This window comes from Xenorhabdus sp. IM139775 (assembly GCF_028598745.1).
GTDB lineage: Bacteria > Pseudomonadota > Gammaproteobacteria > Enterobacterales > Enterobacteriaceae > Xenorhabdus.
Map to the genome: position 1 here is coordinate 1 of NZ_JAQRFK010000085.1, position 11,573 is coordinate 11,573.

Sequence of the window (11,573 nt, forward strand, 5' to 3'; positions counted from 1 at the left end):
TGTATCTGCAACGATTTTGGCTGCCTCAGTAATCGAGATCCCTTGGGTTCTTGCCACTAAATCCAGCCCATCACCATACTTTGGTTCGTCACACTGCCGACAATGCCAGTTACCATGATGGTGATCGTCAATAAAGTGAAAACGGTCAGTGCCGCCGCAAATAGGGCAGGGGCCATGTTTACCCCTTGCCGGAATATCAATACCACAGGCAGGCAGCAGACTTTCCCAATGGTACATAGCCGATGTTTTCACGGTCTGGATCAGTTCAAGCGGTTTTTGATTAGCAGATTTTGGGACTGTAAATTTAGGGCGAGTTTGGGTATGCTGTATATCAGCCATCGTTTTTACCTTGCTTAACGGTTGTTGGTCAGACGCCTCAGATGTGTTCGTCGCACACTGGGGCGTTGTGTTTTATATTACGTTTCTTATGTCATATTCTTTTGTATGCGTTATGCCACCCGTGATTCTGTGATACGCTGGGCAACCCAGTCATCAATTTCTGATTCAATAAACGCGATAGAGCGGGGGCCGATTTTGACCTGTTTCGGAAATTCCCCGTCACTAATCAATTTGTAGATCCACGCTTTGCTGTAACCCGTTCTGCGCTGAACTTCCGGCAAACGGATAAGATTTTCCTTCGGTGCTGTCACTGTCATATTTTTCTCCTGTTACCGAGTCCGTGAGTGCTCATTGTGGACGTTGTTTGATGACAGGCGGATTATTTAAAAATCGTTATTAAATGAACAGCATTAATTGTTTATCCCATGCGTGAAATTGTTTTCGTGCCGCGCTATCGATTTTTGCTGTCGCGCAGCGGCTTGGCAAAATCATAGGGTGTGATGGGCTTTTCCCGGTTCGCATCCAGATAATCCGCCCACCACTGCACCATCAGCCGCCGTTCGTCCAGATACTTGGATGTGTGAATATAGGCCGCCCGGACATTGTTTCTTTCGATATGGCTTAACTGGCGCTCGATCGCGTCATCACTCCACAGGCCGGATTCCCCCATTGCGCCACGTGCCATTGTGCGGAACCCATGCCCGCAGACTTCGGTTTGGGTATCGTAGCCCATGTTACGTAAGGCACTGTTAACGGTATTTTCACTCATGACTTTCGCGGAATTATGATCACTGGGAAATATCACGTCACAGTTGCCACTGAGTTTATGCAAGGCTTTGAACAGTGAAACCGCCTGATGACTCAGTGGTACGATATGTTCGGTTTTCATCTTCATGCCACGCTCAGAAAACCGAACGCCTTTAATGGGTTGCCTTGTGGCGGGAATTTTCCACACCGCGTTTTCAAAATCGATTTCTTCCCAACGGGCAAACCTCAGCTCACTGGAACGGACAAAGGTTAATAAAGTCAACTCGACGGCGATCCGGGTTAGTAAGCGTCCACGATAAGAGGATAATCGGGTCAGAAAACCGGGTAAACTTTCATGGGGCAGGGCGGGGTGATGGCGAGATTTTGTTGTGGTGAGTGCTCCGGTCATATCGTTAGCCGGATTGGACTCCAGAATATCATTCTGGACGGCATAGCGCATGATGGCAGTGATACGCTGGCGTAGCCGTTGGGCGATATCGTGTTTACCCTCGGCATCAACCGTTTTGACCGGAGCTAAAAGTTGGCTTGTCCTTAACGTGGTAATATCGAGCCTGCCGATATGTGGGAAGATATATTGCTCAAGGCTGCGCAGTACTTTGTGGCGGTGACTGTCACTCCAGCGTTTGTTACTGGCGTGCCACTCAAGGGCGACTTTCTCAAAGGGGTATGCCCCTTTCGATTCAGGACCTGCCCTTTTTTTCTCTGCTTTGGGATCAATCCCTTGTACAATTAACTTCTTGGCTTCGTCCCGTTTGGCTCGTGCATCAGCCAGGGATACAACCGGATAGACACCAAAAGCCAGACGGTCTTCTTTCTTATCGGTGGGGCGATAGTACTTCATGCGCCAATACTTAGCGCCGCGTGAAGTGACCTCCAGATACAGGCCGCCGCCGTCGGTCAGTTTATAGGTTTTCTCTTTGGGTTTTGCCGTCTCGATTTGTCGCGCGTTGAGTTTCATTTTATGGGGCATACTTATAATCGAAGTGTAGGTGCCACCGATTATGCCCCTTGCTGCATATTGATTGCAATAGACCAAAATAGACGCAAAAATAATCTATCTGGTTAATTTGGTGTGATTTTATTTAAGGTGATTGACTGGATTGGACTTCAAGAAACTTTAAGGTGGTGCCCGGACTCGGAATCGAACCAAGGACACGGGGATTTTCAATCCCCTCGTAAGTTGAAATAATGTTAACAATTTAAATTTGCCTATTTTGCATACCTCACTAACCGAGTATGCAAAATGATAATTCTTCCTATTATTTCCCCCAAAGGGGGCGAGGGCAAATCGACCCATTCAGCCAATTTAAGTGGATTTCTTGCTGATGCCGGTTTACATGTGCTCTTGATTGATGCGGATTATTCCCAACCCACATCCAGCTGTATTTTTACTCTGAGCCATGAAGCACCCGCGGGTCTGTATGAATTACTGATGCAGACCGCGGGTTTGAACCAACCCGATCAGATCATTTCCCGCTCGGCGATCAAAAACCTCGATATTATTATCTCCAATGATCCGGATGAACTCCTGCCGACAGCGATGCTGCACGCGCCCGATGGCCGTTTACGCCTGAAAAATATCTTGCAGCACCCTCTCTTTAGCCAGTACGACATCATTATTATCGACTCCAAGGGCGCAACCGGGATAATGACCGAGCTGGTTGTGCTGAGTGCCACGCACAGTGTGCTGGGGATAATCAAACCGATCCTGCCTGATGTGCGTGAATTCCTGCGCGGCACGTTACGGATGTTGACCCGGCTCCGATCCTTTGAGAATTATGGCATTCAGCTTCCTTTTATTCAGATACTGGCAAACGGCATTGAAGGCACCAATCTGGATCGGGATACGCTCAATGAATTGGCCGATATTATTGAACAGCAACGCTACGATACGTCGGCGTTAGGCGGCAGACGTGTTTATCAGTTGTTGCAAACCCGCATTGACCTGCTGGATATCTACAAACTGGGACACGTTCGTGCTCAGCCCGTACATCGTCTTGAATATAAAACAACCCGAAAAAGTCCTGCCGCGGCCCAGACCATGCACAGTCTGGCCTGTGAACTGTTCCCCGAGTGGACAGCGAAGTTTGATGCCGTATTGGCTAAACAACCGACGGGGGATGCGCAATGAATGTTATCTGGCGTGCCGTCTGTTTTTGTTATGACAACATGGAATTACCGTTCACGGAGATCCAGGATGAGTGGGTCGTGTTTGTTGATGCGCCGGATCGTAAAGCGGCACTGGCAAAATATCAGGCTTTGTTGCCGGTTATCTGGGATGTTTCTCCTGATAACGTAGAGCATTTCAGCCCCCTCAATGAAGCGGAATTGCGCGGGCGGGCACTGCGCCCCGATGCCCCGCATGATTTAGCCTTACTGGAATGTAGCCGGTATGCGGGAAAACCCCGGTATTTAACCGCCAACGACGTCCTGTTCTGGGTCTCTTCGCCCCGTCTGCAACAGCGGTTAGTCAATGCACTGAATAGGGTCAGCAAGGAGGTCACCGATGGATATGGATCATGACTTTTTACAGGCGGTCAGCAAAGAGCAGCCCAGCTATTGCTATGCGGAAGTGTCGGTGATTGGCGGGCTGATGCTGGAGAATGATCGCTGGGATGACATTGTTCAGTTACTGGCACCCGAAGACTTTTTCTTTCCGGCACACCGGATAATGTATCAGGCCATTGCTGAACTGACCGAAAAGAACACACCGTATGATCTGATCACCCTGACCGATATGCTGACCCAGCGTGGTCAGCTGGACAAAGCGGGCGGGTTTGCCTATGTGGCAGAGGTGTGTAAAAACACCCCCAGTGCCGCTAATATCATGGAATATGCCCGCATTGTGGCGGAGAAAAGCCAGCTGCGTCAGTTACTGGCACTGGGTAAAGCTATCAGTGCGGAGGTCTTTCAGCCTAATGCACAGGCAGCCACCATTGCCGAACAAGCTGAAAGCCAGCTGTTTAATCTGGCGGAAAAAGGAGCCGTCCGGCAGCATCAGGCTGTGACCCTGCTGCAAGGGGCGGATGCCCTGATTTCCCATCTGGAGCGAATACAGGGCAGCAACGGTATCACTGGTACGCCCACAGGATTTCAGATTCTCGATGAAAAAACCTGCGGTTTGCAGCCCGGCGATTTGATTTTGCTGGCCGCCCGTCCTTCGATGGGAAAAACCGCGCTGGCTTTGGCCTGCTGTCTCGGCGCATTGCGGCACCGTGACGATGCGGTGGTGCAGATTTTCAGTCTTGAAATGCCAGCCTCACAACTGATGCTGCGTCTGTCTGCGATGGAAGGCGGGGTTGCTTTAACGGCCCTGCGCAGCGGGATATTGGATGATGAGCAGTGGGGACGGATAAGCCAGAGTCTGGATCAGTTTGCTCAGTGGGATCAGCGGCTGATAATCGATGATTGCAGTTACCAGACCCCCGCGCTATTGCGTGCCCGCGCCCGCCGTTACACCCGTCAATACGGTCAGCCCGCCCTGATTATGGTGGATTATCTCCAGTTGATGTGCGCGCCCGGACAGGAAAACCGCACACAGGAAATTGCCGAAATCTCCCGCAGCCTGAAAGCCCTGGGCAAAGAGCTGAATTGCCCGGTACTGGCGTTGTCCCAGCTTAATCGGCAGGTCGAAAACCGGTCCGACAAACGGCCCAATAACGGGGATTTGCGTGATTCCGGGTCACTGGAGCAGGATGCTGATTTGATCCTGCATCTCTACCGCGACGAGGTTTATCACGCTGACACGCAGGACAGCGGTATCGCCGAAATCATTATCGGTAAACAACGTCAGGGTCCGACGGGGACGGTGCGGGTGCGCTTTGACGGTCAATATACCCGTTTTTCGGACTTATCAGCAGACCGTTATGGCTACGGGAGTTAAGTGATGGCACGGCAAAATCTCAATTTAGGCAATGCCCTGTTACAGCAAGGCCGGCAGGCGACGGCCACAATCAATGACAGCCCGCCGATGGCAGAAATGCCGATGGTACTGACGTTGGATCAACTGTGCCCTAATCCGGATAACCCCCGCACCGGGCGTAACCCACGCTATGACGATATCAAGGCCTCGATAAAAGCCCGCGGCCTGGATACGGTGCCGAAAGTGACCCGTGACCCACAAGGCGAGGCGGTCTATATCTTCAGCGATGGCGGTAATACCCGCTACCAAATTCTGGCTGAACTGTGGCAGGAAACGGGCGATGAGCGTTTTTTCCGTATTCACTGCCTGTTTAAACCGTGGCCGGGGCGTTTGCAGTGTGTTATCGGGCATCTGGCCGAAAATGAGCTGCGGGGGGAACTCAGCTTTATTGAAAAAGCGCTGGGTGTGCATAAAGCCAGAGGCATTTTTGAGGAGCAGCAGCAAAAGAAAATTTCCTTGAGGGAATTCGCTGCATTGTTAAGTCAGGCAGGATTTCCGGTCAGTGCCAGCCATATCAGCCGCATGGAAGACACGGTGGCATACCTGTACCCATGGATACCCAACCTGTTGGAATCCGGGTTAGGTGGCCCACAAATCCGGCCTTTATTGGCATTACGGGCTGATGCTAACACAGTGTGGCAACAACATCGCATCAGTCTAAACCCGGAACCCATACATTCATTTGATGAGGTGTTTGGTGTTTGTTGTCGAAAATTTGATGCGCCGGAATCCTGGTCGCCGGAGATGTTCCGGGATGAACTGATCGGGGATTTATTGCAGGCCTTACCCCATCCGCTGTTGAATTACGATCGCTGGATGCTGGAACTCGATCCGAAGGAAAGTAACCGCAGGCAGCTCTTTGGTGAGCAGGCTACCGCGGTGGAATATACGCCGGAACCAGAGGGATCTGAGGCGGATAAGGCGGATCAGGTTCGAGTGCAAAACAGGGAATCGAAGCCGAGCCGGATGTCTCAGACTGCAACGGAAGCGGTACAGGTGCCTGAGACTGCTATCTCATCGTCTGATAAGGCGCAAACGCCCGCCGCGTTTTCCAGCAAAAATCCGGTGCTCCCGCCTTATCAACCGGATAACCCGCCTGAACCTGAGCAGCCTGTTCCTGAGGCAGAGTGCCTGCCTTTTGCCCAAACCGGTCTGGAACCGGTCAGTTCGGTCTGGGAAATTTCCCCGATGCAGGACGATATCGAGCACCTGCAAGGCATGGCGTTTCGGCTGGCCTTTGAACTGGCGGAAGCCACGGGCTGTGAAAATGATGTGGTCTCTGCCCCGGATGAATTATCAGCGGGATACCGGCTGACTGAACCCCAACATGCCCAACCTTTTGCGCTGTTACTGCTGTCCCTGACCGGCGAAATTCCGCCGGAAACCTGTCCCCTGACGCTGACCGACATTCTGCTTGGCAGCACCGTGCAGGGGGAAACGCCTTTACTGGATGATATTCAGACAGTGAAATTCTTACGTTTGATACGCCTTATCCGCCGCCTGCGCGAACTTCAGCGCCGGATGACCCCGGAGAATGCGATGACCTGATAACAGCGCGGGTTGAGGCGGTCCGTTTTTCCAATTTGTTCACATCATATTGATTGGCCTGATATTGGGAGGAAGCAGTGTATGAATCATTTATCGCAAGCGACCAACAGCCTGCTGATGCAGCTGGTGATGGATTTGAAGAACGGCTATATCCGCCGTTGTGAATCGCTGGGACTGGCGCCTTCGGAAATGCAGATGTTGCAGAACCTGACCCTGGAGGATTTGCATTATCTGGGCAACAGCCCGGTGTCGGTACTGACCGTGCATATTCATCACAGCAACCTCGCCCGCATATTGCATCAGGCTCGTCTTGAGCAGCAACGGACACAGCGCATTGACCGGGCACTGGGGCTGGGTGGCTCAATTGAAATGATGCGGTATTTTTTCGGTTTATCCAGCCTGGAAATCGCCGCCCGCCGGCGTATTGCCGGTATTGAAGTGCGTGCGGGGCGGGGGCTGGTACTGAGGGAAGCCGAAAACCGTGATTTATGGCAGCGCTGGCAGGCGGCGGCGGTTGCTGACGCAGACAGTGCGGCAGGGCTGGATATCATGATGGATGTGGCGGAACGGAATGACGTCTCCTTAACCTCAGTCTGGAATGCAGTGAAAGAGTGGCAGCAATCCGCGTCATCGGGAATCGAACCCACCACAATGAAATAACGGCATGGCAGGGAGGAAACAATGTCAGGAAAACTCAGGGAGGTTATGCCCGGCCTGCATGTACCGCTGACGGCCCCGCTGTCATTTTGCCGTAAGGCGCAACAGCAGGTACGGCGGTATCAAAGGGGCGAGCGTAATTACGTCAGGCTGAAAGAAAAAGGCACGGGGTACCTGAAAATTAATGTGGGGCTGTTCTGGCGGCTGTTAAGCCGCAATGGCGGAAAATCCTGGGAACTGATGCACCATGAACGTTACAACAATGAAATCCGCAAATCATAAACGCTGAAGTATTGTCATTCTGCATCCGGTTAAGGCATTGATATCGGGTGCAGCCCTGAGAATATTTTTTGAAGACTTAAACATTGGAGATAAGGGAAGCTCATGGATCTGCCCGCAGACAGTCTAATCGCCCACACCATTGCCAAAATGAAAACCCGCCTGGAAACGCGTGCGGACGGGGATGTTTCACAACTTCGCAGTGGCCTGCTGTTTATGGGTAATATTCAGGACGCGTATCCCCGGCGTTTATTGCTGGACAGCCGTCTGTCTCCGCTGGATAAAACGGGTTGGATGATGATCCGCCTGTACGCGCAACAAAATGAAGGGGCGGTGTTTCCCTGTTATGACGAATTACAGGTGCTGCTGGCCTCACCCTATAAAGGCAAGGCCTCCCGTGAAACCGTCAGCCGGGTATTATTGATGTTGCGAATAACCGGCTGGCTGAGTTTATGCAAACGCATTCGTGATGAGAACGGGCGGGTCAGGGGCAATATCTACGCCCAGCACGATGAGCCGCTGACCTGCCGCGATGCGGAAACCTTCGACCCCGGTTGGCCGGATACGGTGGCCGAAGCGTGTCGCAGTAAAAACAGAACTATCAGCCAGACCGCCTGGGAGGTGCTGACAGAAATTAAAGCCGACCCACTGATGCGTCATCGTCACAGCCATATCCGTTTATTGGAAGATCGTCTGGGGGCGTCGCAAACTCCGCAGCAGGCAGTGATGCGCCAGACGATAACAACGTCATCACCACAGCTGGCGATGCAAACCGAACTGAGTCTCCGAAAGCCGCAGCCTGCACTGAATTTGGAATCCGAACTCATTCTAAAATCAATGGGTTATCATCAAACCACTAAACCGAACTGTAACGTACGTTCTTTCACACAGAGTGTGAATAAAAAAACGTACGTAGATCAGCAAACTGGCATTTCTCTGCCTGAAGGGCTTTGCAGGCAACTGGATGCCGATGATGTTCAAATGCTGAATAACCAGCTGCAAGCCTTACCCGCAGAGCAGGGGCAGGCTGTATTGGGGAGTCTGGATAACGCCTTGCAGACAGGCAAAATCGGCAATCCGGTGGGCTGGCTGTTGACCGTGATGAAACGGGCGCGGGAAGGTAAATTATTTGTTCATCAGCCGGGGCAGGGTGAATCTGCTGCTGTGGCTGCTGAGCCGGTGAAGCGGCGGATTGAGCCTGAACAGGTTATCCCGCGTCCGGTACATCCCTCTTCTCAGGCGCATGTCCGCGGTGTGGTGAATGATATTCGCCAGAGGCTGAATCTGGCGAAATACCATCGGGACAACATTGAATGAAAATTGTACGCTGTTGGCACTGCCAACAGCGTTTGAAATTTGTACAGTCTCTGGTGGCGTCGATTGCGGATAAAAATTAAACAGTGTTGGTACTGCCAACAGTGCCTAAAAAATGTTCTTTTTGCATTTGATGGCTGAACGATGTCTTACTTTATCGCTGTTTTTTGAAAGCGCAAATTCGCGTGTACAATTGAATGAATTCTCATGTCAGTCTAGTATCACTCTGTTTTGTGATTGAAAGGCCATTTTAATGATTGAAGCAATAGAACTTAAACAGTCAGACTACTTAATTGCCAAACCGGAACGGTTGAAAAAAGAGTTTGGGCAATATTTCACGGGTAGTGCTGTGGCAGATTACATGGCGTCAATGCTGACTTTTGTAGATGTCCCTGTTGTGCGTTTACTTGATGCAGGGGCAGGGGCAGGAATTCTGACCATCCATGCGGCTATACGCTGTTTGGCTCAGGGAAACAAACAAGTTCATGCTGTTTTGTATGAGATTGATAAGGATATTTTATCTCAATTAGCTTTAAATATGCAGCAGGTATCTGAGGTCTTCAAAGACATGGGGGGGATATTCACCTTTGATATCCGGTGTGAAGATTTTGTATTGGTGCGACCTGATCGTAAAGAAGCCTCCTTTCATGTGTCTATCATTAATCCTCCTTATTTTAAATACAATACGAAAACGTCTCTCTACGCCGGTGCTACAGCAGATTTATATGCGGGAAACCCGAATATTTATGCTTCTTTTATGGCGATAGTCGCATCATGTATGGCAGACAATGGGCAAATGGTTGCCATTGTTCCCCGTAGTTTTACTAATGGACTATATTTCAAGGGATTCCGGCATTATTTGAATCGAAGGATGAGCCTTGAAAAAGTTCACATTTTTCGCTCTCGTGATCAGTTATTCCGGGAGCAGGCCGTACTACAGGAAAATATTATTTGTTCTTATCGTAAAGCCCCTCAACATGCAGTTATCAAGGTTTATACTTCAACGGGTTATGATGATATTAATCAAAGCCAAAGTCATTCTTATCCGGCTTCTCTACTGATAGATACATCGAATGATTACGAGATCATCCGGATACCCGAAAGTCGGGAAGATGCCCAAATTTTATCGGAGGTAGAATATTGGCCAGCCAGTTTCAAAGATAATGGTTATCTCATTTCAACCGGTCCGGTGGTAGAACACCGTACAAGGGAATTTATCACTGATTCAGGCAATATTGCCGGCAGTATTCCACTTCTGAGAATGCACAATGTAAAAGTACTCAGAACAGAATGGACAGGGAAAAATAAAAAAGATGCCCGTTTTATGCTGCTTGAAGGGCATGAGAAACACACTTCAGAAAATCAGCCGTATGTAATTTTAAAACGCTTTAGTTCCAGAGAAGAAAAACGCAGATTGGTTGCAGGCGTCCATGAGCCAGACAGTATGCCCGGAAAATGGATAGCCTTTGAAAATCATTTAAATTACATCGGCCATCAGGACGGTTCACTGAGTCAGGCAGAAGCTTATGGCCTGACAGTGTTATTTAATTCTACGTTGTTAGATAAATATTTCCGTTGTATATCGGGAAATACTCAGGTCAATGCTACTGAAATCAGGCTGCTGAAATTGCCAGCACGTGACACTATTCAAAAGATAGGGATGTCAGCGCAGCTAACAGAAATAACAACTCAAGAGCAAATTGATGCACTTTTAGACCATTTTTTGCAGAGACAGGAATATAAACAGCATGGATAAAAAACAAGAAAAATTGCAGCAAGCCAGAATGTTTCTTCAAGCCTTAGGCCTGCCTGAAGCGCAGCATAATGACCGCTCTGGCTGGGTATTTCTTTCGTTAGCTAATATCAAACCCGATGACGATTGGCACGAGGCACAGGCCCTTTTGTTACCTACCGTGGAGATTATGCAATTTATCCGCGAAAACTATGGACAAGATTACAAGCCTAATAGCAGAGAAACAATACGTCGTCATACCCTTCATCAATTTGAACAAGCCCGCATTATTGATCGTAATAGAGATAATCCTTCACGGGCAACAAACAGCAAGGATAACAATTATTCCTTAAATAAACCGATCCTTGAGATATTACGGGAATTTCCAAGTGGTTGTTGGAAACAAAAAATTGAAGAATATAAAGCCGTATTGCCAAACCTTCAGGAACTCTATCGGCGTAATCTGGATTTATTGAAAATTCCGGTCACATTACCTGATGGACAGGAAATTAAGTTATCGCCGGGTAAACATAACCAATTACATGCGGATATTGTGCACGAATTTTGTCCCCGATTCATCGGTGAAGGGGGGCAGGTATTGTACATAGGCGATACCGCCAGTAGTCGGGAAGAAGGCGGGAAATTCATGGTATTGGAAACCAGCGTGTTGGAACGGTTGGGCGTTCCTCCCCTGTCCCACGATAAGCTTCCTGACTTAGTTGTTTATGATGAAAAGAGAGAATGGCTCTTCTTGATTGAAGCCGTGACGAGCCCCGGTCCAATATCGCCAAAACGCAAATTAGAATTGGAAAATGCGCTGATATAGCAGAATCAATATAATTAGACATAATTAACATGTTCTTTGAATAATTCATCAATAGAGCATCTTTCTCGCCTTCTTGTGGCTTTTGCTCCAGCCCATTTATGTTCGATAGGATTTAAATCCGGACTGTAAGGTGGTAACCATTCCAACTGGCATCCGTGGTCGGCTATTGCTTGTCGCGTGTCATGCCG

At 49.5% G+C, this 11,573-nt stretch carries 13 protein-coding genes; 9 read left to right on the top strand and 4 right to left on the bottom strand.

Annotated elements, in window-relative coordinates:
* The 3 genes from PSI17_RS14530 to PSI17_RS14540 all read right to left on the bottom strand — a co-directional run.
* Nucleotides 1–237, bottom strand: a 237-nt coding sequence (locus PSI17_RS14530) for a primase-helicase zinc-binding domain-containing protein (protein ID WP_273552667.1), incomplete at its 3' end; no start/stop codon positions are given.
* Between the two features lie 212 nt (nt 238–449).
* A complete protein-coding gene (locus PSI17_RS14535; protein WP_273552656.1) occupies nt 450–656 on the bottom strand; it encodes a helix-turn-helix transcriptional regulator in 207 nt (68 codons plus the stop codon).
* Nucleotides 657–790: 134 nt separating this feature from the next.
* Complete coding sequence (locus tag PSI17_RS14540) at nt 791–2,065, bottom strand: tyrosine-type recombinase/integrase (RefSeq protein ID WP_273552657.1); 1,275 nt, start codon at nt 2,063–2,065, stop codon at nt 791–793.
* 285 nt (nt 2,066–2,350) lie between these two features.
* Here PSI17_RS14540 and PSI17_RS14545 point away from each other — a divergent pair, with 285 nt between their 5' ends.
* From PSI17_RS14545 to PSI17_RS14585, 9 genes are all read left to right on the top strand, one after another.
* A complete protein-coding gene (locus tag PSI17_RS14545; RefSeq protein WP_273552658.1) occupies nt 2,351–3,238 on the top strand; it encodes a ParA family protein in 888 nt (295 codons plus the stop codon).
* On the top strand, nt 3,235–3,630 hold the full coding sequence (locus PSI17_RS14550) for a hypothetical protein (protein WP_273552659.1): 396 nt from the start codon (nt 3,235–3,237) through the stop codon (nt 3,628–3,630). Before PSI17_RS14545 ends, PSI17_RS14550 begins: the two co-directional genes overlap by 4 nt.
* Entirely contained in the window at nt 3,614–4,990 is a 1,377-nt protein-coding gene (gene dnaB-PI, locus PSI17_RS14555; protein ID WP_273552660.1) for an SPI-7-type island replicative DNA helicase, read from the top strand. Before PSI17_RS14550 ends, dnaB-PI begins: the two co-directional genes overlap by 17 nt.
* A gap of 3 nt (nt 4,991–4,993) precedes the next feature.
* Nucleotides 4,994–6,577: a ParB family protein gene (locus tag PSI17_RS14560; protein ID WP_273552661.1), complete on the top strand. Its 1,584-nt coding sequence runs from the start codon at nt 4,994–4,996 to the stop codon at nt 6,575–6,577.
* Between the two features lie 81 nt (nt 6,578–6,658).
* Nucleotides 6,659–7,237 carry a DUF2857 domain-containing protein gene (locus PSI17_RS14565; RefSeq protein ID WP_273552662.1) on the top strand — a complete coding sequence of 193 codons (579 nt, stop codon included), beginning with the start codon at nt 6,659–6,661 and terminating at the stop codon, nt 7,235–7,237.
* Between the two features lie 21 nt (nt 7,238–7,258).
* Nucleotides 7,259–7,516, top strand: a complete 258-nt coding sequence (locus tag PSI17_RS14570; protein WP_273552663.1) for a ParE family toxin-like protein — start codon at nt 7,259–7,261, stop codon at nt 7,514–7,516.
* A gap of 102 nt (nt 7,517–7,618) precedes the next feature.
* On the top strand, nt 7,619–8,830 hold the full coding sequence (locus PSI17_RS14575) for an STY4528 family pathogenicity island replication protein (RefSeq protein WP_273552664.1): 1,212 nt from the start codon (nt 7,619–7,621) through the stop codon (nt 8,828–8,830).
* 250 nt (nt 8,831–9,080) lie between these two features.
* Nucleotides 9,081–10,583: an Eco57I restriction-modification methylase domain-containing protein gene (locus PSI17_RS14580; RefSeq protein WP_273552665.1), complete on the top strand. Its 1,503-nt coding sequence runs from the start codon at nt 9,081–9,083 to the stop codon at nt 10,581–10,583.
* Nucleotides 10,576–11,385, top strand: coding sequence for a BsuBI/PstI family type II restriction endonuclease (locus tag PSI17_RS14585; protein ID WP_273552666.1), 810 nt, complete (start codon nt 10,576–10,578; stop codon nt 11,383–11,385). The genes PSI17_RS14580 and PSI17_RS14585 overlap by 8 nt, the downstream gene beginning before the upstream one ends.
* A 14-nt stretch (nt 11,386–11,399) precedes the next feature.
* Here the strand turns inward: PSI17_RS14585 and PSI17_RS17480 are convergent.
* On the bottom strand, nt 11,400–11,573 hold a 174-nt coding region (locus tag PSI17_RS17480), incomplete at its 5' end, for a transposase (RefSeq protein WP_443256036.1).

Bases quoted from the DNA above. Each gene is read 5' to 3' on its own strand.
- PSI17_RS14550 (WP_273552659.1), top strand. From the start codon at position 3,235: ATGAATGTTATCTGGCGTGCCGTCTGTTTTTGTTATGACAACATGGAA.
- PSI17_RS14535 (WP_273552656.1), bottom strand. From the start codon at position 656: ATGACAGTGACAGCACCGAAGGAAAATCTTATCCGTTTGCCGGAAGTT.
- PSI17_RS14570 (WP_273552663.1), top strand. From the start codon at position 7,259: ATGTCAGGAAAACTCAGGGAGGTTATGCCCGGCCTGCATGTACCGCTG.
- PSI17_RS14580 (WP_273552665.1), top strand. From the start codon at position 9,081: ATGATTGAAGCAATAGAACTTAAACAGTCAGACTACTTAATTGCCAAA.
- PSI17_RS14585 (WP_273552666.1), top strand. From the start codon at position 10,576: ATGGATAAAAAACAAGAAAAATTGCAGCAAGCCAGAATGTTTCTTCAA.
- PSI17_RS14575 (WP_273552664.1), top strand. From the start codon at position 7,619: ATGGATCTGCCCGCAGACAGTCTAATCGCCCACACCATTGCCAAAATG.
- PSI17_RS14540 (WP_273552657.1), bottom strand. From the start codon at position 2,065: ATGAAACTCAACGCGCGACAAATCGAGACGGCAAAACCCAAAGAGAAA.
- PSI17_RS14565 (WP_273552662.1), top strand. From the start codon at position 6,659: ATGAATCATTTATCGCAAGCGACCAACAGCCTGCTGATGCAGCTGGTG.
- PSI17_RS14560 (WP_273552661.1), top strand. From the start codon at position 4,994: ATGGCACGGCAAAATCTCAATTTAGGCAATGCCCTGTTACAGCAAGGC.
- PSI17_RS14545 (WP_273552658.1), top strand. From the start codon at position 2,351: ATGATAATTCTTCCTATTATTTCCCCCAAAGGGGGCGAGGGCAAATCG.
- dnaB-PI (WP_273552660.1), top strand. From the start codon at position 3,614: ATGGATATGGATCATGACTTTTTACAGGCGGTCAGCAAAGAGCAGCCC.